General features: G+C 34.9%; 25 protein-coding genes. 16 read left to right on the plus strand and 9 right to left on the minus strand.

All coding sequences use genetic code 11. From position 1 onward, the window contains the following. Nucleotides 1-188 precede the first annotated feature (188 nt). Nucleotides 189-1,130 (plus strand): Gfo/Idh/MocA family protein, encoded by a 942-nt coding sequence (locus ACOQFO_RS01440; RefSeq protein ID WP_421687938.1) that lies wholly within the window; start codon nucleotides 189-191, stop codon nucleotides 1,128-1,130. Nucleotides 1,131-1,180: 50 nt separating this feature from the next. On the opposite strand, the gene ACOQFO_RS01445 is transcribed toward ACOQFO_RS01440, so the two are convergent. Beyond that, entirely contained in the window at nucleotides 1,181-1,726 is a 546-nt protein-coding gene (locus ACOQFO_RS01445) for a chloramphenicol phosphotransferase CPT family protein (protein ID WP_421687939.1), read from the minus strand. Between the two features lie 950 nt (nucleotides 1,727-2,676). On the opposite strand from ACOQFO_RS01445, the gene ACOQFO_RS01450 reads away from it, so the two are divergent. Together ACOQFO_RS01450 and ACOQFO_RS01455 are read left to right on the plus strand one after the other, a co-directional pair. After that, the gene (locus tag ACOQFO_RS01450) at nucleotides 2,677-3,108 is read left to right on the plus strand and encodes a hypothetical protein (protein WP_421687940.1); all 432 of its coding nucleotides are present in this window, start codon (nucleotides 2,677-2,679) and stop codon (nucleotides 3,106-3,108) included. A 178-nt stretch (nucleotides 3,109-3,286) separates the two neighbouring features. Continuing rightward, nucleotides 3,287-4,693: a tetratricopeptide repeat-containing diguanylate cyclase gene (locus ACOQFO_RS01455; protein WP_421687941.1), complete on the plus strand. Its 1,407-nt coding sequence runs from the start codon at nucleotides 3,287-3,289 to the stop codon at nucleotides 4,691-4,693. Nucleotides 4,694-4,776: 83 nt separating this feature from the next. On the opposite strand, the gene ahpF is transcribed toward ACOQFO_RS01455, so the two are convergent. Together ahpF and ahpC are read right to left on the minus strand one after the other, a co-directional pair. After that, nucleotides 4,777-6,306, minus strand: a complete 1,530-nt coding sequence (gene ahpF / locus ACOQFO_RS01460) for an alkyl hydroperoxide reductase subunit F (protein ID WP_421687942.1) — start codon at nucleotides 6,304-6,306, stop codon at nucleotides 4,777-4,779. Nucleotides 6,307-6,318: 12 nt separating this feature from the next. Further along, entirely contained in the window at nucleotides 6,319-6,882 is a 564-nt protein-coding gene (ahpC, locus tag ACOQFO_RS01465) for an alkyl hydroperoxide reductase subunit C (protein WP_421687943.1), read from the minus strand. Between the two features lie 496 nt (nucleotides 6,883-7,378). Between ahpC and ACOQFO_RS01470 the strand changes: the two genes are divergently transcribed. The 3 genes from ACOQFO_RS01470 (at nucleotide 7,379) to ACOQFO_RS01480 (ending at nucleotide 9,869) form a co-directional block, all read left to right on the plus strand. After that, nucleotides 7,379-7,519, plus strand: coding sequence for a hypothetical protein (locus ACOQFO_RS01470; RefSeq protein ID WP_421687944.1), 141 nt, complete (start codon nucleotides 7,379-7,381; stop codon nucleotides 7,517-7,519). Nucleotides 7,520-7,685: 166 nt separating this feature from the next. Next, entirely contained in the window at nucleotides 7,686-9,287 is a 1,602-nt protein-coding gene (locus tag ACOQFO_RS01475; protein WP_421687945.1) for a gamma-glutamyltransferase family protein, read from the plus strand. A gap of 171 nt (nucleotides 9,288-9,458) precedes the next feature. After that, nucleotides 9,459-9,869, plus strand: a complete 411-nt coding sequence (locus ACOQFO_RS01480; protein WP_421687946.1) for a GGDEF domain-containing protein — start codon at nucleotides 9,459-9,461, stop codon at nucleotides 9,867-9,869. Nucleotides 9,870-9,913: 44 nt separating this feature from the next. Here ACOQFO_RS01480 and ACOQFO_RS01485 read toward each other — a convergent pair whose 3' ends face one another. After that, nucleotides 9,914-10,591: a hypothetical protein gene (locus ACOQFO_RS01485; protein WP_421687947.1), complete on the minus strand. Its 678-nt coding sequence runs from the start codon at nucleotides 10,589-10,591 to the stop codon at nucleotides 9,914-9,916. Between the two features lie 126 nt (nucleotides 10,592-10,717). On the opposite strand from ACOQFO_RS01485, the gene ACOQFO_RS01490 reads away from it, so the two are divergent. Further along, on the plus strand, nucleotides 10,718-11,215 hold the full coding sequence (locus ACOQFO_RS01490; RefSeq protein WP_421687948.1) for an LURP-one-related/scramblase family protein: 498 nt from the start codon (nucleotides 10,718-10,720) through the stop codon (nucleotides 11,213-11,215). Nucleotides 11,216-11,322: 107 nt separating this feature from the next. Here the strand turns inward: ACOQFO_RS01490 and ACOQFO_RS01495 are convergent, their stop codons facing one another. Beyond that, nucleotides 11,323-12,075 (minus strand): TerC family protein, encoded by a 753-nt coding sequence (locus ACOQFO_RS01495; protein WP_421687949.1) that lies wholly within the window; start codon nucleotides 12,073-12,075, stop codon nucleotides 11,323-11,325. 565 nt (nucleotides 12,076-12,640) lie between these two features. Here ACOQFO_RS01495 and ACOQFO_RS01500 point away from each other — a divergent pair. Next, nucleotides 12,641-13,480, plus strand: coding sequence for a DMT family transporter (locus ACOQFO_RS01500; protein ID WP_421687950.1), 840 nt, complete (start codon nucleotides 12,641-12,643; stop codon nucleotides 13,478-13,480). Nucleotides 13,481-14,042: 562 nt separating this feature from the next. Beyond that, complete coding sequence (locus ACOQFO_RS01505) at nucleotides 14,043-15,557, plus strand: SIR2 family NAD-dependent protein deacylase (protein ID WP_421687951.1); 1,515 nt, start codon at nucleotides 14,043-14,045, stop codon at nucleotides 15,555-15,557. A gap of 101 nt (nucleotides 15,558-15,658) precedes the next feature. Here ACOQFO_RS01505 and ACOQFO_RS01510 read toward each other — a convergent pair whose 3' ends face one another. Next, nucleotides 15,659-16,132 (minus strand): hypothetical protein, encoded by a 474-nt coding sequence (locus ACOQFO_RS01510; RefSeq protein WP_421687952.1) that lies wholly within the window; start codon nucleotides 16,130-16,132, stop codon nucleotides 15,659-15,661. A 137-nt stretch (nucleotides 16,133-16,269) separates the two neighbouring features. On the opposite strand from ACOQFO_RS01510, the gene ACOQFO_RS01515 reads away from it, so the two are divergent. Then, complete coding sequence (locus ACOQFO_RS01515) at nucleotides 16,270-16,776, plus strand: YusW family protein (protein ID WP_421687953.1); 507 nt, start codon at nucleotides 16,270-16,272, stop codon at nucleotides 16,774-16,776. A gap of 71 nt (nucleotides 16,777-16,847) precedes the next feature. On the opposite strand, the gene ACOQFO_RS01520 is transcribed toward ACOQFO_RS01515, so the two are convergent. Next, complete coding sequence (locus ACOQFO_RS01520) at nucleotides 16,848-17,036, minus strand: hypothetical protein (RefSeq protein ID WP_421687954.1); 189 nt, start codon at nucleotides 17,034-17,036, stop codon at nucleotides 16,848-16,850. Nucleotides 17,037-17,511: 475 nt separating this feature from the next. Between ACOQFO_RS01520 and aac(6') the strand changes: the two genes are divergently transcribed. The 3 genes from aac(6') (at nucleotide 17,512) to ACOQFO_RS01535 (ending at nucleotide 19,348) form a co-directional block, all read left to right on the plus strand. Then, on the plus strand, nucleotides 17,512-17,946 hold the full coding sequence (gene aac(6') / locus ACOQFO_RS01525; RefSeq protein ID WP_421687955.1) for an aminoglycoside 6'-N-acetyltransferase: 435 nt from the start codon (nucleotides 17,512-17,514) through the stop codon (nucleotides 17,944-17,946). Between the two features lie 42 nt (nucleotides 17,947-17,988). Then, entirely contained in the window at nucleotides 17,989-18,534 is a 546-nt protein-coding gene (locus ACOQFO_RS01530; RefSeq protein WP_421687956.1) for an aspartyl-tRNA synthetase, read from the plus strand. 214 nt (nucleotides 18,535-18,748) lie between these two features. Then, on the plus strand, nucleotides 18,749-19,348 hold the full coding sequence (locus ACOQFO_RS01535; RefSeq protein WP_421687957.1) for a hypothetical protein: 600 nt from the start codon (nucleotides 18,749-18,751) through the stop codon (nucleotides 19,346-19,348). A gap of 25 nt (nucleotides 19,349-19,373) precedes the next feature. Here ACOQFO_RS01535 and ACOQFO_RS01540 read toward each other — a convergent pair whose 3' ends face one another. Beyond that, complete coding sequence (locus ACOQFO_RS01540; RefSeq protein ID WP_421687958.1) at nucleotides 19,374-19,715, minus strand: VOC family protein; 342 nt, start codon at nucleotides 19,713-19,715, stop codon at nucleotides 19,374-19,376. 97 nt (nucleotides 19,716-19,812) lie between these two features. Here ACOQFO_RS01540 and ACOQFO_RS01545 point away from each other — a divergent pair, with 97 nt between their 5' ends. Then, entirely contained in the window at nucleotides 19,813-20,526 is a 714-nt protein-coding gene (locus tag ACOQFO_RS01545) for a ZIP family metal transporter (protein WP_421687959.1), read from the plus strand. 94 nt (nucleotides 20,527-20,620) lie between these two features. Here ACOQFO_RS01545 and ACOQFO_RS01550 read toward each other — a convergent pair whose 3' ends face one another. Further along, the gene (locus ACOQFO_RS01550) at nucleotides 20,621-21,490 is read right to left on the minus strand and encodes a LysR family transcriptional regulator (RefSeq protein ID WP_421687960.1); all 870 of its coding nucleotides are present in this window, start codon (nucleotides 21,488-21,490) and stop codon (nucleotides 20,621-20,623) included. Nucleotides 21,491-21,645: 155 nt separating this feature from the next. Here ACOQFO_RS01550 and ACOQFO_RS01555 point away from each other — a divergent pair, with 155 nt between their 5' ends. Both ACOQFO_RS01555 and ACOQFO_RS01560 read left to right on the plus strand, forming a co-directional pair. After that, a complete protein-coding gene (locus tag ACOQFO_RS01555; protein ID WP_421687961.1) occupies nucleotides 21,646-22,539 on the plus strand; it encodes a DMT family transporter in 894 nt (297 codons plus the stop codon). Nucleotides 22,540-22,728: 189 nt separating this feature from the next. Beyond that, nucleotides 22,729-23,349 carry an NAD(P)-dependent oxidoreductase gene (locus ACOQFO_RS01560; RefSeq protein ID WP_421687962.1) on the plus strand — a complete coding sequence of 207 codons (621 nt, stop codon included), beginning with the start codon at nucleotides 22,729-22,731 and terminating at the stop codon, nucleotides 23,347-23,349. Nucleotides 23,350-23,419 lie beyond the last annotated feature (70 nt).

A 23,419-nucleotide genomic window follows, 5' to 3' on the forward strand; every position in this document is an offset into this window, starting at 1 on the left:
AACTTCTTGAAGATGCGCTTGAACAAACAAATAAGAAAATCAAAAAGTTAATACAAAGTCAACTGGAGCAGTGGATCTCAGAACTACCTAATTATATCAAGGCTTATTTACCGATTTCACTCTGCGAAAGTTGAGTTATTAAGTCTTTTTATATTTATTAAATACCAAGAAGCAAAGGGGAAAATTATATGAGAAAAACATCATTTGCACTTATTGGAGTAGGTGTAGTAGGGGAAAGAATTATAAATCAACTTCTAAACAGTGAAAAATGCGAAATTATCTCAATCTTTGATGAGAATAAAACTAGATTACAAGAAATAGCAGCTAAATATAAATTGACAGTAGCAGAAAATGTGGAGGAACTTTTTGAAACGAAACCAGATTGGGTTTATATTGGTACACCTCCTGTAAGCCATGCAAGTTTAGCAGAACAAGCGGCAAGTTTCGGTTTAAATATTTTATCTGAAAAACCACTTGCTCATAATGCAGAAGACGGAGAGAAGATGGTTGATTCGTCTACAAAAGCAAATGTTCATACAGCGATGCATTTTCCATTGATGTATAGTCCAGTTGTAAATAAATTAAAGGAAGCAATTGCAAGTGAAGAACTTGGTGACATTGTCCGTGTAGAACTTCATACATATTTCCCTGTTTGGCCACGCCCTTGGCAGCAAAATCCTTGGATTAGTACACGTGAACAAGGTGGATTTATCCGAGAAGTGTTCCCACATTATTTACAAGTGATCCATCATTTATTTGGTGATTTAAAGATTTTATTTCATGAGATTACATATCCAGAAAACGTGGAATTATGTGAGACGGGTGTATCAGCTTTAGCAAAAACGGAATCAGGGATCCCTGTTTTATTGAACGGATTATCCGGTATTGGGCAAATTGAGCGACTTGAATTTAAGGTATTCGGTACATCAAAAGTAATGACGATTCGTAACTGGTCTGAGCTTTGGGTGAGTGAAAAGGGGCAAGAAGAAGTTCATGTAATTCCGGAAATTAAACCATTATCACTCGTGGATTCTTGTCATCGTTTAGTGAATGGAGAAGAAGCTCTAACAGTGAAGTTCGATGAGGGCTTGAAAGTACAAAAATGGATTGATGAGTTATTAAGTAATTAAATAAATTAAAAAACACCTTGCTCCAATTTGGAAGTAAGGTGTTTTTTAATTTATTTAATTGAAGTAAGAAGCGATTGATTAAACCCAGTTAATGGTTCTGAACTGGATAGACGATTCACAATTTCTTTTGCACATTCGGTCGTTGATTGTATGCCTGTATTTACTTCGATATCATATACTTCTTGTTTATGTACAAATTCAAGTTGAGAGATGGCTAATTCTATACGGCGATCACCTCTTAATTGCTCTCTTTTGATCAGTTCTTCCGGAGAACAGTGTACGCCTACAAAAAGCACAGAATAATCTTTTAACGTTTCATAAAAAGTATGCATTGTTATCGTGTCATGAATGATTTGGTCGAGTATTAAGTTAACTCCTCTGTCTGCAAACATTGCTACATTTTTATAATAGAAATATTCTGTTTCAATGGGGATTAGTCGATTATTTTCCCGATCTTCCATTTTTTCTATCACAATATCGTAGTCATCAATACTAAAAGTAAAAAAATCTGGTAGTAATTTTGTTATTTTATTAGCTAATGAAGTTTTACCTGAACTTGAAACACCGTTAAGGACAATTATTAAGCCTTTTTCCATAAATGATCTCCCTTTGTTTTAATGTACTTATTTTAAGGAATAGGAATAAGTTGGTAAAGTGTTTTTTATTCATTGATGATGCGATAGTGAGATATCTCTATTGAATAATATGAGGTAATAAGAGAGTCGTTCAGGTTTCATATAAATAATTTTAAGTCGAATCATGGTAATGAATGTAACCAAATTTTATACATACTGAAATGAGCATACTATTGAAGTTTTGGGAAATAAAAGTACCTCTAACAATTGAGATTAATGTGTACAAGATTCAAATTTTTGTCAACCTAGTTTACGTAATTGGCGTTGGCTTGTTGTGTTTTGTCGAGAAAAATTAGGGGAATTGGATATTTTACTTAGATAGTTATCACCAAGATTAGATTTTATCTATTAAACAGGTAGCAGCTATTATTATCAGTACTATACGATAATTATTTGTCAATCAGGTTGACGAAATAGTTATCGTATAGTCATTTGTAGTTCCATTACGCGTTATTTTTTGAAAATAGATTGTGTAAATGAATGATTTGCAGTTTATATGGTTTAAAAATTAAGTTTAATGCACGGTTTCATATGTTTTATGTCATCTAAGTTTACAATATTAATATTGTACTCTAACGATTTGTCGAATATAGTAAATATTTTATTATTATTAAACTATAAATTATACAGAAGTGTATATTTTTATAAATCATTAATAATTATCGATTTACTCAATAAAATAACAAAGTTTTTTGTCAACCAAATTGACGGAATTGTTATAAAAGTAAAATCAAAGGTCGCAATATCCACTTTGTTCTTGTCGAAAGTTTCATAACTCGAATTTTGTTGGGAAGTTGTAATTATTAATTATAATTATTAATTAAATGTAATTATTCAAACGTCTAAGTTATTAGAGAATCCGACCATATACTACATTGAAGATAAATTTATTGTTGATAGGTGGTGAATGAATGGTATTTTATCCTCGAGACCCTTATGGTGGGCCACGCTCTCCTATGTATTCACAAAGGGGGGGATCTGGACCTGTTCCTCCGATAAGAAGACAGGATGAGGCATATTTTTATCCAAATGAAATGAGAAGACCCAATGAAGCCTATCCTTATCCAAATCAGAGAAGGAAGGGGGAAGGGTATGTTTATCCTGACCAAAGAAGAAGACAAGAAGAGTTATACTATTACCAAAATCAGATGAGAAGACAAGACGAAGCCTATTTTCACCCGAATGGAATGCCTGGACCAAATCAGCCTCCGAATCGCCGCCCTCCATCCAGATTACCAGAACAATTAAACGCCATCGCTGGACATATGGGAACTATTAACCAAGGGATTAATATTATGAGGCAAGTAGGCTCGTTGTTAAGTATGTTTAATACTAGAAGATAAAAATAGTGTGAGTGCCTGCCACTCACACTATTTTCATTCTTCTTTATAACATCGCTCGCCATTTCTAAAATAGTACCTGACACTCGCGCTAAACCCAAGTTAATATGTAATAATTAAATAAAAATTTTTGAAAAATGTTCGATATATTAATTAATACATGTAAGAATTGGGTGTAAGTATGGATGATAAGCATTTAAAAGTATTACAACAAAGGGTCTCATTACTTAGATCTGATGGAAAGTATAAAGAAGCGATTGAGGAAAGCCAAGAACTTCTTAAACAAGGATTAGAATTGAATGATCATAAATCTATTTTAGTCGCACATATAGTAAAGGCTGCTTCCTTTTATTGTATTGGTGATATTGAAGAGGCATTTCACAGTATAGATGCTTATAGTGAAGTGTGTCAGCAATATGGTGATGATGCGGATTGGTTAAGTTTTTACAATGTACGATTTTTACTTTATGAGTTCCAAAAGGATTATATAAAAGCAAAAGATACACTACTTCGTACAATTGAATTAGGTAAGAAAATTCAAAAGTACAATATCGTTAGCAATGGCTATAGTAATTTAAGCCATCTATACATAGTGGAAGAAAACTATGAACAAGCTTTAGAAATGACCAAAATAGGACTAGAAATGGCAAAGTTACATAAACCACAGAGTGAAATTTTAGAAACAAGAGTTAAGTTAAATATGGCAAAATCCTATATTGGGCTTCAAAAATTTGTAGAGTCTAAAAGGATAATGGATGAAATTAATCGTTCCAAGATTTTAGATTCGTTTATTAGAGAAAAGTCTCAATACTATGATTTATTGGGAATGTGGCACGCTAAGTTAGATTTATACCAGGAAGCATTTGATGCTTATACGAAGGCTAAAGAACTTGTTGAAAGTTATAACGATTTGTATTTATTAAAGACCATTCAAGAAGAGAGAATGAAGCTTTGTGATCAAATGAATGATATACAAAACGGATATATCGTGCAAAAAGAATATATTAAACTGCTAGCAGATATTAATGATAAAGAACTTGCACAAACTGCTTTAAAGCTGGAAGTGAAGCATAGTATTACAATGATTAAAAAGAAAGCTAATACGGATTTTTTAACTGGTGTATACAATCGAAGTTATTTAGAGAATACGGTTGATGAATTGTTAAATCAAGCCTCAATAAATAAAGAAAATATTGTTTGTATCATAATTGATATAGACGATTTTAAGTTGTATAACGATAAGCATGGGCATTTGTTTGGTGATGAAGTCATAAAACAAGTTAGTAAAGCTTGTAAAGAGATATTACAAAAAGATGATATTATAGGGCGATTTGGTGGAGATGAATTTGTGATCATTACAACAGTTAATTCTCTAGAAGAGGGTAAAAACAAAGCAATTCAGATTAAGGATGCAATAAGTAAATTGAAAATATTTAATGGTGATTATTTCTCCTCTATTACCGTAAGTATGGGTGTAGCGGATAATTTAAGTGGTAAAATAACAACTTTTAAAGAGTTATTTCATCATGCGGATCTTGCTCTTTATGAAGCTAAAAGACGTGGGAAAAATCAAATTAATTTTAAATAAATACCTAGTGTATAAATATATGATGGGAAACAAAAAAACACTATCCTTTATTCGAGGATAGTGTTTTTAACATACAAGTAATGCTAGTTTCGGATTAAATAATCAAACGCAGCTAATGAAGCAGTTGCACCAGATCCCATTGAAATGATGATTTGCTTATAAGCGCTATCTGTACAATCTCCAGCAGCAAATACGCCAGGAATTGTAGTCGCACCATGTTTATCTACAATAATTTCACCGAAACGAGAACGTTCGAGAGTACCTTCTAGCCATTCAGTATTTGGAACTAAACCGATTTGTATAAACACACCTGCAAGTTCGATATGTTTTTCTTCCCCAGACTCTAGGTCTACATATGTAAGTCCATTTACTTTGTCAGTACCTGTAATTTCTTTTGTTTGAGCTTTTGTTAAAACAGTAACGTTTGGTAAGCTGGATAATCGTTTTTGTAGTACCTCGTCAGCTTTTAAGCTTTCGTTGTATTCTAGAACAGTTACATGATTTACAATTCCTGCAAGGTCAATTGCTGCCTCAACACCAGAGTTACCTCCACCGATAACGGCAACGTCTTTACCTGCAAATAATGGACCATCACAGTGTGGACAGTATGCTACACCTTTATTTTTGAATTCTGCTTCACCTGGCACATTAATGTTTCTCCAACGAGCACCAGTTGCAAGAATAACGGCTTTACTCTTAAGTACTGCACCGTTTTCTAATTCAATTTCAATAAGATCTTTTTTCTCTAATCGAGTAGCACGTTGAAGGTTCATAATATCAACGTTGTATTGTTTTACGTGCTCTTCTAAAGCTAAAGCAAGTTTAGGACCCTCTGTTTCTTTCACACTAATAAAGTTTTCGATAGATAGAGTGTCTAAAACTTGGCCACCAAAACGTTCTGCAACGATACCAGTACGAATTCCTTTACGTGCTGCATAGATCGCTGCACTTGCACCAGCAGGGCCACCACCAACAACAAGAACATCATATGGTTCTTTGCCAGCGAATTGATCTGCACTTGGGCCAGACCCTAGTTTTGCAAGGATCTCATCTATTGTCATACGGCCGTTACCAAAAGGTTCACCATTTAGGTAAGCTGCTGGTACAGCTAAAATGTCTTTGCTTTCAACTTCATCTTTAAATACTGCACCATCAATCATTGTGTGTTTAATATTTGAGTTAAGCACACTCATGATGTTAAGTGCTTGTACAACGTCAGGACAGTTGTGACAAGTTAAGCTAACATAAGTTTCAAAATTATATTCGCCTTCGATTGCCTTAATTTGATCGATAATATTTTGGTCCACTTTTGGCGCTCGACCACTTACTTGAAGTAGTGCTAATACTAAAGATGTAAATTCATGTCCTAGTGGAACACCAGCGAATACAATTCCAGTATCTTCGCCAACTCGGTTTACACTAAAACTTGGTGTTCGGTCAAGTTGTACTTTTTCCACTGAAATTTTTGATGAAAGAGAAGCTAGCTCTTCAACAAGAGCTAGCATTTCATCTGATGCTTTGCCAGTACCTACACTTACTTTAAGGACGATGTCGTTCTCAAGCAGTTGAAGGTACTGACTTAGCTGTGATCTAATTTCTGCATCGAGTGCCATTTGTATCGCTCCTTAGATTTTACCTACAAGGTCTAAACTTGGTTTAAGCGTTTCGCCGCCTTCTTGCCATTTCGCTGGGCAAACTTCGCCTGGATTGTTACGTACATATTGAGCAGCTTTAATTTTATTAATAAGAATGCTTGCGTCACGACCGATACCGCCAGCGTTAATTTCTAAAGCTTGGATAACACCATCTGGATCGATAATGAATGTTCCGCGATCTGCAACACCCTCTTCTTCAATTAACACGTCGAAGTTACGAGAAATAACGTGTGAAGGGTCACCAATCATTGTGTAAGTAATTTTACCGATTGCTTCTGAAGAATCATGCCATGCTTTGTGTACGAAGTGAGTATCAGTTGAAACTGAATATACTTCAACACCAAGTTTTTGTAATTCAGGGTATTGAGCTTGTAAATCTTCAAGTTCTGTTGGACAAACGAATGTGAAGTCAGCAGGGTAGAAGCAAACAACACTCCATTTACCTTTAAAATCTTGTTCAGATACTTCGATGAATTCTCCGTTTTTGAATGCTTGCGCTTTAAATGGTAATACTTCTTTTCCGATTAATGACATAATCAAAAACCTCCATGTACTTTTATAATAATAATTCTAATATAGTTATAATTCTCCTGTAGATGTCGACTTTTGTCAACTGAATTGAATAGATATTGTATGAACAATATGGAAATTTTACGTTAAATATAGAACCTTAAGAGAAAGGTACAAGAAAACGTAATAATTGAGTACCTAATTATTTTCATTAACTTTTAAAGAACTAAGAGAATAATAACTAAAGTCAAAAAATTATTATCATTATGTCTTTTTTATTTCTCAATTAGGTCTTGAACTTTATCTATTTTAACCATTGTTCCTTCAGTTAATACTTCAATTTCATGAATCGTCACAATAACATTTTCATTCAATTTTTGATTTGCTTTTTAATAGAAATACTATAATTTTTTTCTCAATATAGTCATATTGACTATTATGATTCTATTAATTAGCATAAATATCGCATCAATCAGTGTAATTTCTAGTATGAGATTAGTTAGTTAGTCAAACAGCCGGGATGATTGTTCAAGATGCTGTAGATGAAATTGACTTGGATCGCTATCAAGAAATAACAATGGATGGAATTCTTAAACGAGCAGATCATTTAGAAGAATTAGCTAACGGATTGAATAATCATGTGAAGCAATTCCAAGTATAATAGAAAAATAAATAGAGCTGACTGGAGCGATTGTTTTCTAGTCAGCTCTTTTTGTTTAAAGAATTTGTTTACTTTTAGCTAAAATATTCGTAAAATTTAGAATAATATATTAAAAGATTCTCTAAAAGTTACATAAAGTTACTAAAAATAGGAGCGTGAATGTTAATTGGACTATTTACATCATCCATTTGCATCGAAAAGACATACGGTATTTGCCAAAAATGGGATGGTTGCTACCTCTCAACCACTAGCTGCACAAGTGGGGATTGAAATATTAAAAAAAGGTGGAAATGCCATTGATGCTGCCATCGCAACGGCAGCTGCATTGACCGTTGTTGAACCAACTTCAAATGGGATTGGTGGCGACGCCTTTGCGATTGTTTGGGTAAAAGGCGAATTATATGGATTAAACGCTTCAGGACCTTCTCCACAATTGCTAACTGCGGAGGCAGTAAAGGCATTAGGTCACGAAAGTATGCCAAAACTAGGTTTAGTGCCAATTACAGTTCCAGGAGTGCCTGCTGCATGGGCTGCATTATCTAGTCGATTTGGAAAACTATCTTTACTAGAAACACTAGAACCAGCCATTCGATATGCAGAAGAAGGGTACCCGATTTCGCCAATTTTAGGTAAGTATTGGAAGAGAGCTTATGCTGCATACAAGAGACAAGAAGGAAAAGAATTTGAATCTTGGTTCAATACGTTTTCTATCAATGGTAGAGCTCCTGAGATTGGTGAAATTTGGCGCTCTAAGGACCATGCTGAAACTCTTCGTAAAATTGGAGAAACGGAAGCAAGAAGTTTTTACGAGGGAGAACTTGCTCAAAAGATTGAGGATTTCATGGTGGAACATGGCGGCTTTTTAAGAAAATCGGATCTTGCAGCATATGAACCTGAATGGGTAAAGCCAATTTCTACAAATTATCGTGGCTATGATGTGTGGGAGATTCCGCCTAATGGTCAAGGAATGATCACATTAATGGCATTAAATAATTTTGAACTGATGGATCAACCGAAATGGCAATCAGCTGATACAATTCATCAACAAATTGAATCGATGAAGCTTGCATTCGTAGATGGACAAGCATTTATTACAGAACCAGCTGACATGCCGATCAGTATCAATCGTTTATTATCAAAAGAGCACGCTGCATATCGTGTGAAAGAAATTGGCGAAGAAGCCATTGAACCGAAACCATTGGAACTTGTTAAGGGTGGAACGGTGTATTTAGCAACAGCGGATGGTGAGGGGAATATGGTGTCCTTCATTCAAAGTAACTATATGGGATTTGGTTCAGGAGTGGTCGTACCTGGTACAGGGATCGCTTTACAAAATAGAGGAGCAGACTTTTCATTAGACGAAAGCCATCCAAACTATTTAAAACCAGGCAAACGCACATACCACACAATTATTCCAGGGTTTTTAACAAAAGGAAAAGAAGCGGTTGGTCCATTCGGAGTAATGGGTGGTTATATGCAACCCCAAGGTCATTTCCAGGTTGTGACGAATACAATTGATTATCTTCTAAACCCACAGGCTGCACTCGATGTGCCAAGATGGCAATGGATTGGCGGAAAGAAAGTACATGTTGAACCAGAGTTTCCAAATTATCTCGTTCAGGCTTTGATAAGAAAAGGGCATGACATTGAAGTGTTACCTGATACAGGCAGTTTCGGTCGTGGCCAAATTATTTGGAGAAACCCTAAAACCGGGGTACTTGCAGGTGGAACTGAATCAAGAACAGATGGCATGGTTGCTGCTTGGTAATAGGGTTACGTGATGTGATACCTTAATTCATTACAATTAAATTTATTCAATTTTTAGGCTTTCAATATACGTTATTGAAGGCCTATTTTAAATGTTATCCAACGTATTAGTCGGTATTTAAAAAACAAATGCCCGAGATGGAAAAGCCATTTCGGGTGTTTTTTTTCATGAATGGATATTGATCACTTTAAAAAAGTGAATGACACGTACGGACATAATATTGGTGATCAGGTGCTTGTACATGTTGCCACAGTTTTTCAAACCTATTTAGATGAAGAGGTACTTTTTGCACGGTATGGTGGGGAAGAGTTTGTGATTGCGTTAAATGGACAAACCATTGCACAAGGAGAAGCATTAGCCAAACAACTTGGCCAGTATCTGAGTGAACAGCCATTTAATAATGCAGAGGTAAATATTAATGTTACAGTAAGCTTTGGTGTTGCCGAAAGAACAAAAGATGAAGATGAAACATTATATCAGCTTTTAAATAAGGCGGATAATGCACTATACTCCTCAAAAGGAGCTGGCCGAAACAGAGTGACTGTCTACGTAGACACAGGTGTGGAGGAAGTGTTTAGTTGAGTATTACAAATAACTTGAGCAAACAGCAGAAAGAAGGGTATGCACTATGTAGCCATTGTGTTATTTTCATTCTTCATTGTATTGACCCTAGTTGATGGATTTACGATGTATCTTATGGTGTCCATTCTTGCTACCTTATTGATGAAGTAGAAATCATTTGGCTTTACAGCTATTTTGGCGAGAGGGGAGACAGGCTCGCTACTAATCCATTCATTAAATTGAATAGCTCCTTTTCCTAAATAAGAGAAAGATTCTTCCGGGAGAATATAAACCCTTCCAGAAGTCCATTGTTCATTACTTTTAGTCTGTTTAGTTAATGAATAAAAATGATAAGATTTTTGGTCATTGGCAGTGAGGGACCCGTTTCGAAAGTTTCCTACTAATTTCTTTTTATCGAGGATGGCAAAGAAAACGGGCCAAATCAGATCTTTCGTTGCAAAAATAGCATTCGCTAACTTTCCGTTATATAAAGTCTGTTCACGGGGTTCGAAGGAATCAATCGATAGATGGTTGGATCCGTGAAAAATAACAGGTTTAGCATTTGATAAGTAATGAAGAAACTTGTATTTCGGAATAGAAAGATTGTACTCAATTAATTTGTCAGGCTTTTTTATAGCAGTATTAAATAGGTGATTAAATAACTCTTCTTCGTCTTTGTTAATTGTTATGGTAGGTATGCGATAAAACAATAAACGTAATAATAAATTTGCCAATACACGCATCGACTTTAACACCCCTTCTAATTAATTAATATTCGATAGGGATTGTTTTATGCCCTTCCATGTATCGGGAGGATATCTTTAGTATAATAAAGGTAAAGGGACGGGGCAGTTAAGGGGATGGCATGTATGAAAGAACTATTTATAAAGCAAAAGGTATTTAGTCTTAAGGGCAAATTTACGATTAAAGATCCGCTGGAAAATGACATTTACTACGTGGAAGGAAGCTTTATGCAAATTCCAAAGACGTTTACGATTATGGATACAGCAAGAAATGAAGTCGCGCTCATTACGAAAAAGACTTTTAGTTTTTTACCGAAGTTCTTTGTAGAGGTCAATGGTCGCGAGGTGTTAACGATTAAGAAGGAGTTTTCTTTCTTAAAAGCGCGCTATACGATTGATGGTGAAGGTATCGAAGTAGAAGGTAACTGGTGGGATATGGACTTCCAGGTTTATCAACATGGTGAATTAGTAGGTAGAGTGAATAAAGAATGGTTCACTTGGGGAGATAGTTATAAAGTTCAAATAATAAAAGAAGAAATGGAAACAATCATCATTGCCATTGTTGTGGCTATTGATTGTGTAAAAGCGGACCAATCAGGTGCGGCATCCTCGGCGGCGTTTTGATTCGCGAATAAGGGGGTGGGAGGAGAGTGGGACAGATTTACTGTCCCCAATGTCCCAGTTATTAAAAAAAGATGGAGCAGTCAAAGTGACAGTCCATCTTTTTAGTTTTATTTATGATCAGTTGCAGTTTCAGTTTTTTTCTTACCTGATGCAAACCATCCGATGATTGCAATCGATAACATAACAACCCAGAAGATTGAATTCCAAATTGGTCCTTCTACGAACGAATGTGGAATAACATGAATGGCATCATGAGCTAATGTATGCATAAGTAGTTTTACCCCTACCCAACCAACAATTAACATAGCAGCTGATTCTAGCGCTGGACGATCTGTTAATAATCTGATAAACAACGCTGAAGCGAAACGGATAACGATTAATCCTGCAAGTGCACCTAAAACGATTAAAATAAATTGAGCAGTATCGATACCACCGATGTGACCAAAAGTTGTTGCAGGTAAAGCAATAACTAATGCAACTGCAGCTAAAATTGAGTCAACTGCGAATGCAATGTCAGCTAAAGCGATTTGAGCAACAGTTGCTTTGAAACTTTTTTGTTTAACTTCGACTTCTTCATGGTCTTTCTTCATGAAATGCTTGATGGCTATGAAGAGTAAGTATGCTGCCCCGATTGCTTGAACTTGCCATACACCGAATAATAATGAAATAACAAAGATTGCACCAATACGGAAAACAAAGGCAAGTGCTAAACCGATATCTAATGCTTTTTTCTGAAGTTCTTTTGGTAAACCTTTAGCCATGACTGCAAGTACTAAGGCATTATCTGCAGAAAGTAATCCCTCAAGTACGATTAATACGAGCAAAACTCCTCCGTACTGTAAAAATAATGTTAAATCCATACTATACCTCCAAAATATTTTATAATCTCAGAAAAAGTAAAGACCTTTGAATTATGAAATAGAAAAATTTCACAATTCAAAGGTCTTGTTAACAACGCCAGGTTGCCAATAAAACCGATGGGTGTTGTTCCCATGAAATGACGGCTTTATTGTTAAAACTACTCCCCTTCGATCATATACATCTATAACTAAAATATACTTATGTGACGAAAAGTTCAACATTTTTATAAAAAATATTTATAAATGTATAGATGAGACCTTACATTTAGAATGACAAAGCAAGGTTCAAAATATACATTCCAAACAAATGGGATTGAATGATCGCTAATATAAAATGGTGAATAAAAATTGGAAAGGTTGGCTTGGCTCAAAGACTTAAGTTTCTTTCCTAATAAATAAGAATCGTTGTTAAACCAGTGGTGTCCCCGCGATGTCCCAGGTTCAACTCTAAAATGCGTAGATTTTCTTACAAATGACGATTATTTCTACAATACGCAAATATCATTGAAATCCTAAGTTTTTACATTAAAATATCTCTATCATCAATGGGAGAGAAGGATTTCACATGTGGGTTGTAGCAGCAATGGTGACAATGTTCTGTTTTGGTATTAACAATATGATTTTTAAAGCTACTTCAAAATCAGGTCTTTCAAAAGTACATATGCAATTTTTCTTTAATCTAACAGCATTTTTAATCATGCTGGGATATGGGTTAATAAAAGGATTCTCCACATTTAACTTAATAACTATTGTTTTAGGGGCCATCATCGGAATATTAAATGCAAACGGAAATATTCAGATGGCTAAGGCATTTTCTAAAGGGCCGGGAAGTATAACTTCACCACTAATTAGCACAAATACGATTATTCCAATACTAAGTGCTGCACTCATTTTCCATGAACATATTACTTTAATACAATGGATTGGAATCATTGTGATGCTTGCTTCTGCAGTAGTCATCCAATATACACCAGGTACTGGCGGTGTGAAAATTGATTATAAGCCATGGATGTTACATATTTTATTATCTGTTGGATCCTTTGGAGTTCTAGGGATACTAATGAAAACTTCATCGCATTTACAGATTGATTCCATTAATACGCTAGTTTGTATGTATGCAGGCGGGGCACTGTTTTTAATTATTAATAGCTTAATTACGAAAGAAGAATGGCAATCAGAGGAGCTAAAACTAGGAATCCTTATCGGATTCATTAGTGTAATAGGCTATAGTAGTTACTTCTTCGCATTAAATACAGGAGTAGCAAGCATTGTTTTCCCAATTGTAAGCTTAAGCTGCTTAGTTGTCGTACTAGGTAGCTGTTGGCTTTACAAAGAAAGACTAAAAGCCTACCAAATCATCGGCGTCTTAACAGCACTCTTTGGTATCATGCTGACGAAAATATAGTAGGAAGTTGGGACATCGGGGACAGTAAATCTGTCCCAGTGTTACACCTCGGGACATTGGGGACAGTAAATCTGTCCCAGTGTTACACCTAAACTCATCTGAGTGAACAACTCAGATGGGTTATTTTTTTGTCTAAAATTAGGGACATTGGGAACAAGTAAAAGTGTCCCAATGTCCCATTGAACTCATATAAGTAATTCTTATATCAAATTGTGAATCTATTGGTAGAAGTGCTACTCACCATTCAAAAGAAGTTTGATACTGCAAAAATCAGTAAAAAATATTTAAAACTATTTAGATGAAGAAGTCTATAAAAACCCTTTAGTAAATATAGTAGAGTATTAGTCTCATATTTTTAGGGACAAAGGAAAGTCACATAAACAGTTTTGAAACTAAGAAGAGATTAGGTTTGGAGTGGTGGTGGGACAGAAAGACTGTCCCCGATGTCCCGGGCAGACCAATGTCCCGGGCAGACCGATGTCCCAGGCAGACCAATGTCCCGGGTTGGGACAGAAAGACTGTCCCCAACGTCCCACTGAAGAAAGGAGAGTTAGAAGCTAATTTGAGTAGTAAACATTTAAAGGTGATGAATGATTTCGAGAACAAGAAGATCAACGTTGGAGACATTGTTTCGTGTGTTGACGGAGATTTTAAAATCATTGACTTAAAATATCGAAATCAATATGGAACGTTCATATTATGTGAAGATGTCTCGTGGAAAAAAGAATCTCAACCTGAATCTAGTTGGAGTATTGTTAGAGGGGTTCCTGTAAGTAAGGACAACCATTATGAAATAATGGGGACAATTCACATTCCTGGGTATACGAACCCATTAGGAGTGTCTGGATTCTTTGTGAAGAACCATTTAGAGAATAATATTATTGGGCTGAGTTATAGCGAGACGTGGGAAATTATTTATAAATACGGTGCGCGGAATGCTGAAGCGACTAGAAGTCTATTTCCACCGTTACAAACTAGAATAATCAGTACCAATGATGAGCTTCCTTCTTTTGATAGCACATATTGGAAAATAACTGCGTTGAATAAAGAGGGGAAACCACATACACCACTTTCAAAATTAGTACTAAATGAAGTAGAAAAAGCAATGATCGCTGAATTTCCAAAAGTTGAAGAAAATCCATTCAATATCAATTCTGTTGTAGTAAAAGAAGATTGGTCAAACATTACACCTGCTGAGGTTGAGGTGCAGATGCTAATAAAAGATTTTTCAGAACCAGTTCCATCATTTTATGAAGAAGCAGATGAACCAGAAGAAATGAAGGAAATAAAGAAAATCACTCAGCTTATCGTAAATGCTGAGAAAATCGTTGTACTTACCGGGGCAGGTATTAGTACAGATAGCGGAATCCTTGATTATCGTTCAACGGTAGATCGTTTGTGGAGGAAGAACTCTTTTGTTATGGCTGATTTAAATCAAAAAGTATTTAATACTGAACCTGAATCTTTTTGGAAGTCTTATTACACACTAATTAAAAAATCGCTCCAGAACTTTACCCATAATCAAAGAACCTACAATTCAATAGTTTCCACAATTAAAGACATTCCAACTAATTATGGACATCATTTTTTTGCATGGCTTGCGAAACAATCAAACAAACAAGTTACCATTTTGACAGAAAATGTAGACGGCCTCCACAAAAAAGCGGGTAGCGCAAAAGTCCTTGAGCTATACGGGAATATGTTTGAATGTATATGTCCCTCTTGCAAATCCACTGACACACTCCACAACGTAATAATTAAAAATGTTTTACCTAGATGCATGTGTGGTGCAATTTTAAGGCCAAATTTAGTGTTATTCGGAGATTCAATTCATCATTTTAGTGAAGCCATTAAAGAAGTTGAACAAGCGGAATTGATTCTCGTTGTAGGTACATCATTAGATGTATATCCATTTAATGAACTCGTTTATCATAAGAATGAAGATGCCAAAATGATTCTTATTAATGAATCTGAAGTAGAAAATGAAGTGGACTTTGATGTTTCAGTATTGGGCAATGTCACTGAGATTTGTAATGAGTTAGAGGAAGAGTTAATTCATAAAGTAATTAAAATTTAAAGTTTGGAGACCATATAAGAGTAAATTTTGCATTGCTATTCATAAATATAAGCCCAATAAAAGATTCCACACTGTAAAGACTACAGTGTGGAATTATGCATTTAAGAATGGACGTATTTATGAATCAATTTTGTATCTGAATCGACTTTATGCCAATTAGAAGAATCTTCATAACAATCAGCAAGGGTTCGGCCATTACTTTCTTGTACTTGTTTTATCACATGCTGGATCATTTCAATAACATATTCAGGGCGAGGCATTTGTAAACTGTGTCCCTTTCGATCGCTTGTCATATGTTTATGATTTGTTGAGCGAGCGGCAAGTTCCATTTGCATTTTTGTCCAATCATCACCATACCCCGGATTGTTGATGACAGCGATTGGAATGTTTCCAAACTGAGGTTTCCTCTTGCTGTTATCTAACTGTTTTGCTGCTTCATCAATATGTCCCCACGCACCTTTAAATTCATCTCCAGCAGTTTTTCCTGCAAGAATCCGATATACAGTTCCTTTCCATTGCTTGTACTGATCAGGGCTTATCTGTTGTTTATAATATTTTTGTTCATTGCCATACATACTAAAACTATTATCTTAGCAGTGACTGTTGAGTACATATCGATGTGTTAGCTAAAACAATTAATTAGTATAAAAAAATGAAATTAAATAACACTTAATTATAGAAAAATAATAAAAAATAGGAGGAGCTAATAATTATGAAGAATCTCACATTATTACTTGGAACACCAGTTTTAGCGCTATTTCTTTTAGGTTGTAACGATGAGGATAAAGTTACAAATGTACCTGATAATGCACCTGTAGAAGGTACAGCTACGAATACTCAAACTGATACAAACGACACAACCACTGATACTCAAACGGACGATACTCAAACAGGTGGAGCTACTTTTAACTTCACACACTTTGATTTAGACGTTGAGTATGGTAATAACCAAGAATATGATGTTGATTATGAAAATGAAACAGATGGAATGGAAGCTGAAATCAAGGATGATATAGGGAATAAAGTATTAAGTGGTGACGAGGCATTTGAGGTGTTAAGCCCGATTTTTGAAAAATTCACTTTCGATCAAAACACAGCGAATGATGTTGTCATTTCAGAAGTGTTGAATGCCTTTAATTTAGATGAAAATTACCAAAGCCTTGAGCTAGAAGTGAAATTTACAGATGGCACTATAAAGGAATATACAAAAAGAAAATAGCATATAGAAATGAAGGCACTTCTTATTTAAGAGAAGTGCCTTTACTATTGAAACCGCTATTGCATCCAAAGTTAAGACTTGGCAGTATTAAACAACCCTATAGATGAGAAAGTAAAGCTAATAAATCCTGCAATAGCGAAAATATATCCAACTGTTAAAGACATTTCCTCTAACTGATCTGTGAAAATTCGATAAGAACCAAGGGAACATAATAACAACCCACATATGAGCCCAAGTAACAAACTACTTTTCTCCTTCATGAATGTAACCTCCCACAAGTCTGAATTTATGTTAATAAAAAATCGTCTATAGTTCACTCAATTATATGAAATTATATACAAGTTTAAAAGCAATTGGAAAATATGTTATGTTTGAGTTGTGGAATTAAGTAAATGAATAATGAAGATTGACGAGGATTTCTGTGAAAGCTAATTAATACTCTGATCTCGCCAGTTTTGATTGGATTTTTAGTATTCTGTCTAAAAAAGCCTGTTATTTTGACAACTTTGATCGGATTAAATGAATTCTGTCTAAATAAGCTCGTAATTTTGACAACTTTAATTGAATATTAATGATTCTGTCTAAATAAGCCTGGTATTTCGACAACTTCAACTTAATTACTAATTTTCTGTCAAGATAACCCCATTATTAAGACAATTTCATATGACTTCTCAGAATTCTGTCTAGATATAAACTTTATCAAAAAGCCATTCAAGCCAAATTAGGAGGTTCACCATGCTAAAAAAAGCGACTTTACAAGAAGCGAAAGAAGCTGCACAACTGGCTTTATTACTTTGGCCAGATCACACATTAGAAGAATTTATTCAAGAAATGAATGATTTTATTTCCCAACCTAATGTAGCGATTTTCTTAGCTTACCATGACAATGAAGCAATTGGATTTGCACAATGCCAACTACGTTATGATTATGTGGAAGGAACAAGCACAAGCCCGGTTGGATATTTAGAGGGGTTGTATGTAAAAGAAGCCTATCGTAAACAATGTATTGCTAGAAGTTTAGTGCAAGCTTGCGAGAACTGGGCGAAGGAAAAAGGTTGTCAGGAGTTTGCAAGTGACTGTGAATTAGACAATGTTGAGAGCTTGGCGACACATCTAAGTCTAGGTTTTACCGAAGCAAACCGAATTATTTGTTTTAAAAAGACACTATAAAAGTAATGAAAAAGCCAGCATCATCTAGGAGGGGAAGCACTTATGAAAAAACGAACAATTATACCGGTAATTATTTTCATCATCTCAATTACTGTAATTTGGGGAGTGTTTGAAAAATTACAATCTTATGCGGAACCTCAAGAAGCAATATTAGCAATTGAAAATGATTTAGTGTTAATACCAGGCTATAAGCTAAATGATAAAGCGCTCTTCTTTTTCATCAAAGATGGGAATAGCATAGGTTCAACTTACGTTTATGAGGGACTTTTTGGATGGAAGGCAGATGTGCTTACTTGGGGATCAATGGATCAGGAAAGAAATTATGAACGCTTAAATGGATACAAAGGTCATGGCGAGAATCTAGTATACGGATTAATTAGGCATGGCCATGAACGAAAAATCCTAATTGGGGAAAATGAAGCAAGAATATTAGATTTAGCAATGTTGCCATCAAACGAGGTAGAAAAATATAACCTAGAGGGACTATCTATTTGGTATTTTGAAAGTGAAACATCATTAAGTGGTGAGGAAATAAAATTAGTAGATAAGTACACTGGAGAAGAAATAGATTCCGAGCGATTCAGATAGTTGAAGAGGAGTTTGAACGTGAAAAAGAAACGAAGCATTATCCTCAATTTCAAGAAGAAGAGCTTTTTTTCGGATTGGTTGATCAAAACATCGGAGAGTTTGGACTTTTAGAAAGGAGCTTTATTTATGAGAAAGGTCGAAGTGAGCTCTTAACTTGCTAGAGAAATAGAGTTGAAAGCTTAATAAAGGGGTGATAAAAATTAAGAAGAATCGAATGTTGATCCTGTTAATATTAGGATTAATAACACTAGGTGTATTTCTATTTAATTTTAATGGTAATAAAAAAGAAATAGCGATTTCCGAAGATTTACTGATTCCTTCTGAAATTGATTATTTAGAAATTGTTGGAGTGGGGGATATAATGTTATTAACTCCTTTAGGTGATATTAAATTATTTGTTAATAATGAAGAAATAGAATTTACTGCTATAAAATTAGATACTAAATCGCATTGTCCAGATGTAAATGGTAGGTACTTAATTCAATATAAATACAAAAGTGAATTTAAGAATCAAGAGATTAAATGCTGCATACCAACGTTAGATGTAAAGGGAGAAATTGAAAGTGGAGAAAGGCTTGAAGCGATATCTTTTTACAAAAACGATATAAAACTAACAATTGGAGTAGAAGGAGAATTTACTGATTTCCCTAACTATATTGACTATAGTGGAGATTATTTAAGTAATGGACTTCAATATGTAACATTTCACAATACGTCTCATAGAATTTTTAATTTTGGAGTTTGTTGGGTTCAACCATTAACAGAAAAGAATGCTACTCAAACTTGGTTTGGTGCTGATCCAACTTTAATGTAAATTTATTATTTGTGAATTACTACACTTAAGCTAAACGAAGGCGATTGTTCAATAAGAGTAGTCGCTTATTTACTAAAGGGACGAGATAGTTAAAGAAGGAAGAAATAAAGCTATTTAGAACATAGAGAAAATAAATATTGAGGAGAACGTCTATGAGATTATGTTTTATAGGGGGAGGAAATCCTTTAGCTTTCGAGGTTGCAATATCGTTCTCCTCTAATACAAGTGGGAGCTCTCCATTTACTAGTGTTGCGATCTTAAGTCCATAGTGTTTATTTAATTCAAAACCTAAAGTATTCGTATAGAAATCAATTGCTTTGTTTAAATTTGGCACGTAAATGCTAATCACACAAACTTGATTTTCCATATTACAGGATTAATAGAACATAACTTAAAAGATATTACACATAAAAACTATGGAATTGCCATATCACTAATTATAACCATAGAAAGGTGACATTAGGATGTGGCTATTAGGTCTTTTGAGTAATTCTATTGGTATATTAATCGGTGGGTGTATCGCGTGGGTATTTAAAGGATTACAGAACAGAATAAACAATATTTATGCTTTATGTGCAGGATTAATTTTAGGATTAATATGTATTGAAATATTCCCAGAGTCAATTGAGTTAGGTGGCTGGTTAATTAGTGTTATTTGGTTAATCGTAGGGATGTTGACATTTTCAGTTTTACATAATTTATTAAACCACGAGCAACCATTAAAGAGTACTTCATTCAATAAAAAGTATCTTCAAACGGGCTTATTATTAATGTTTAGCATTTCTATACACAATTTCCCTATAGGAATCATAATTGGGACAAGTACTGATGCAGATTTTACATTGTCTGTGCTACAAACGCTTTTATTCCACAGTATTCCTGAAGGTATTATTCTATTTACGCCACTTATGCTAGCGGGAATAAAGAATCTATCTTTGTTAGTAGTTCCATTTCTTGTTTCTATTCCAGTTGCATTAGGTGTGTATGTTGGAAGTTTTATTGGATCTGAACATATGATAATATCTGCGTCTCTAATTAGTTTTACAGTAGGGATCATTTTTATGGTGACGGTGTCAGAAATACTGCTACCAATTATGGAAAAAGCGCCTTTGCACAAAATATTAATTCTTACTATTATTGGGATAGGAATTATGGGATTGTATTTGAATTTAATTTAAATAAATTTTTACTTTTGGATTGGCGTTTGGTCGTCAATCTTTTTTGATTTTCTCAACTTTTGAAAAAGCCTGAATGAAATTCCATCATGCTTTCTTACGCTCGCTTTCTAAAAGACAGATACTCTAAAAATCTCTTAGCGGCAAGGGAAAGTGATTTTTGCTCCCTCATGGAAATTCCGATATTTCGATATGCCGGAACTTCAAGCTCCTTCACAATAATCTTGTAGGGGATACGTTGTAATATTAGTTCTGGTAATATACTAATTCCTAGTCCGTTTTCCACCATTGACATAATGGCATAGTCATCCCAAGTTGTAAAATGAACTTGTGGAGCGAGTTGGTGTTGCTCAAAGATTTCGGAGATTTCTGCTTTTGCTCCCTTTTCTAAAAGCATAAATGGACTGTTTGCTAACTCGTTAAGTGGAAACTTATCGTAATCAGCTAGGGGATGGTCTTCAGGAATAACTACTAATAAACGATCCTGTTCTACAAAAATGGTTTCCATGCCCGCTTTCGTAGGTAAGCGTAAAAATCCAAAGTCAACACGGCCTTCCATTATCCACTGTTCAATCTCTGTATAATCACCTAGCAACAACTCAAAATCAATATTTGGATAGTCTTTCTTAAAGACTTTAATCATATTTGGTAGCCAATGAGTTGCCACACTAGAAAATGTGCCGATACGGATTATTCCAGTATCCAACCCATGTAAATCCTCAATTTGTCGCATTAACATTTCATGCTCATTGCAGATTCTTGTTAATTGGGGAAGTAGCTTTAACCCATCTGGTGTTAATGTGATTCCATCACGGTTTCTTTCAAAAAGCTTAACTCCCCATTCTGTCTCTAAATCATTGATCATTCGGCTAATGCCAGACTGTGTATATTTTAAAGCTTCTGCAGCTTTAGTAAAACTTCCGTATTCAACAGCCTTAACAAAAGCCATATATTTTTGGATACTCAAATTGCTCTCTCCTTTGAATGAGATTTTGTTATGCATACCATGAAAAACATTCAAAACTGTAATACATATGAATATGCTATGCTATTTCTAAAATGAAAATCAAGTAAGAAAGGACTAAAAGTTGAACTTCTAAAGAAGGAGTCTGGTGTAGGAAAATGAAAAATGCCTATTTAAAAAACATCATTGCATTACTTTTATTTGGCTCAAATGGCATCGTTGCAAGCTATGTTCTATTAAATAGTTACGAGATTGTTTATTTTAGAACATTGATTGGAAGTTTATTTTTGATTGCAATAGTTGCATTAACGAGGCAAAAGATAAGGTTTTGGAAAAATAAATCTCACTTTCTCTATTTAATAATTTCCGGAATAGCAATGGGGGCAAGTTGGATCTTTTTATTTGAGGCATATGTACAAATAGGTGTAAGTGTTGCTACACTGGCTTACTATTGTGGTCCGGTCATTGTGATGATTTTGTCTCCGTTAATCTTTAAGGAAAAGATGACAAGTGCTAAGCTGCTCGGTTTTCTTGCGGTCATAATTGGTATGCTTTGTGTAAACGGGGGAGCTTTATTCCAAGGGGAAGTTTCTTGGGGACTGATTTTCGGTTTACTTGCTGCTAGTATGTATGCGGTTATGGTCATTTTCAATAAAAAGGCGAAAAGCATTACAGGACTTGAAAATGCTACTGGCCAGTTAGTGATTAGCTTTTTAACAGTTGCGATTTTCATGGGCTTTAAGCAAGGTTTTGCCGTTAATATAATGGATGTAAACTGGGTGCCAATATTGATTCTTGGAGTTGTTAATACAGGAATCGGCTGTTATTTCTATTTTTCCTCAATCGGTGGATTACCAGTTCAGTCTGTATCTATTCTCGGATATTTAGAGCCTCTATCGGCGTTGGTTTTCTCGGCTGTTATTTTAGGAGAAACGTTAGGTTTGGTGCAAATAGTCGGTGCGTTGCTGATCTTAGGTGGAGCAGCATACGGGGAATTGTTTAAGTCAAAAATGAAAAGCGATTCTACCGAAGAAGTAATATTAGGTGGGTAATACAAGATGAGCCTTTTATGAGGTGCAGTCTTTCATTCATTAAACAAGAGGTCGACTTATGAAGTGATGAGTAAATTTAGGATGTAAAAGGCAATACATGATATCATGTTTGTAAGGAAAGTGTTAATCTACGTAGATTAATGCTTTTTTTATTTTTGACTAAATTGAACAAATTAGGAGGTCTTCCTTATGAAAATATTAATATTAGGTGCAACTGGACGAGTTGGAAGTGAGGTCGTTAATCATGCCCTTCAGGACGGACATGATGTTACGGTTTTAGTTCGTTCTCCAGTGAAGATTCAACAAAACAATGAGAATTTAACGATTATACAGGGTAATGTTTTAAATAAAGAGGATATTGTTGGGGCTATGCGTGGAGCAGATGCAGTGATTAGTGCGCTAAATACCGATGGGACAACAACTTTGTCAGAAAGTATGCCGCTCATTATTAAAGCAATGGAAAACGAAGGCATTAAGAGGATTATTACGGTTGGAACTGCAGGGATTCTACAAAGTAGAGTTAGCCCGGATCTACTTCGATACCAATCTAGTGAATCAAAACAGAAAATCACTCGTGCTGCAGAAGAACATCATAAAGCTTATGAGATGCTAAAACAATCCACTTTAGACTGGACGATTGTCTGCCCAACGTACTTACCAGATGGAGAACGTCTCGGTGAATATCGTGTGGAGCGTGACTACTTACCGGTAGATGGAGCTAAAATTCACGTTCCGGATACTGCTGAATTTACTTATAAACAGATTAATAGTGATCAATATATAAAATCACGTGTAGGGATCGCATACTAATCGTCTTCCTTATTAATTCTTGAAATGAATGGGGAAATGAAGTGAAAAGACCTTATTGGTTTACCGATAT

The organism is Ureibacillus sp. MALMAid1270, assembly GCF_049202975.1.
Classification (GTDB): domain Bacteria; phylum Bacillota; class Bacilli; order Bacillales_A; family Planococcaceae; genus Ureibacillus.

Coding starts and splice junctions, on each gene's coding strand:
- ACOQFO_RS01560 (WP_421687962.1), top strand. CDS start 22,729: ATGAAAATATTAATATTAGGTGCAACTGGACGAGTTGGAAGTGAGGTC.
- ACOQFO_RS01455 (WP_421687941.1), top strand. CDS start 3,287: ATGGATGATAAGCATTTAAAAGTATTACAACAAAGGGTCTCATTACTT.
- ACOQFO_RS01555 (WP_421687961.1), top strand. CDS start 21,646: ATGAAAAATGCCTATTTAAAAAACATCATTGCATTACTTTTATTTGGC.
- ACOQFO_RS01445 (WP_421687939.1), bottom strand. CDS start 1,726: ATGGAAAAAGGCTTAATAATTGTCCTTAACGGTGTTTCAAGTTCAGGT.
- ACOQFO_RS01520 (WP_421687954.1), bottom strand. CDS start 17,036: ATGAAGGAGAAAAGTAGTTTGTTACTTGGGCTCATATGTGGGTTGTTA.
- ACOQFO_RS01540 (WP_421687958.1), bottom strand. CDS start 19,715: ATGGAAAATCAAGTTTGTGTGATTAGCATTTACGTGCCAAATTTAAAC.
- ahpC (WP_421687943.1), bottom strand. CDS start 6,882: ATGTCATTAATCGGAAAAGAAGTATTACCATTTAAAGCGCAAGCATTC.
- ACOQFO_RS01480 (WP_421687946.1), top strand. CDS start 9,459: ATGGATATTGATCACTTTAAAAAAGTGAATGACACGTACGGACATAAT.
- ACOQFO_RS01440 (WP_421687938.1), top strand. CDS start 189: ATGAGAAAAACATCATTTGCACTTATTGGAGTAGGTGTAGTAGGGGAA.
- ACOQFO_RS01545 (WP_421687959.1), top strand. CDS start 19,813: ATGTGGCTATTAGGTCTTTTGAGTAATTCTATTGGTATATTAATCGGT.
- ACOQFO_RS01495 (WP_421687949.1), bottom strand. CDS start 12,075: ATGGATTTAACATTATTTTTACAGTACGGAGGAGTTTTGCTCGTATTA.
- ACOQFO_RS01510 (WP_421687952.1), bottom strand. CDS start 16,132: ATGTATGGCAATGAACAAAAATATTATAAACAACAGATAAGCCCTGAT.
- ACOQFO_RS01470 (WP_421687944.1), top strand. CDS start 7,379: ATGATTGTTCAAGATGCTGTAGATGAAATTGACTTGGATCGCTATCAA.
- ACOQFO_RS01530 (WP_421687956.1), top strand. CDS start 17,989: ATGAAAAAACGAACAATTATACCGGTAATTATTTTCATCATCTCAATT.
- ACOQFO_RS01500 (WP_421687950.1), top strand. CDS start 12,641: ATGTGGGTTGTAGCAGCAATGGTGACAATGTTCTGTTTTGGTATTAAC.
- ACOQFO_RS01485 (WP_421687947.1), bottom strand. CDS start 10,591: ATGCGTGTATTGGCAAATTTATTATTACGTTTATTGTTTTATCGCATA.
- ACOQFO_RS01535 (WP_421687957.1), top strand. CDS start 18,749: ATGTTGATCCTGTTAATATTAGGATTAATAACACTAGGTGTATTTCTA.
- ACOQFO_RS01450 (WP_421687940.1), top strand. CDS start 2,677: ATGGTATTTTATCCTCGAGACCCTTATGGTGGGCCACGCTCTCCTATG.
- ACOQFO_RS01490 (WP_421687948.1), top strand. CDS start 10,718: ATGAAAGAACTATTTATAAAGCAAAAGGTATTTAGTCTTAAGGGCAAA.
- ahpF (WP_421687942.1), bottom strand. CDS start 6,306: ATGGCACTCGATGCAGAAATTAGATCACAGCTAAGTCAGTACCTTCAA.
- ACOQFO_RS01515 (WP_421687953.1), top strand. CDS start 16,270: ATGAAGAATCTCACATTATTACTTGGAACACCAGTTTTAGCGCTATTT.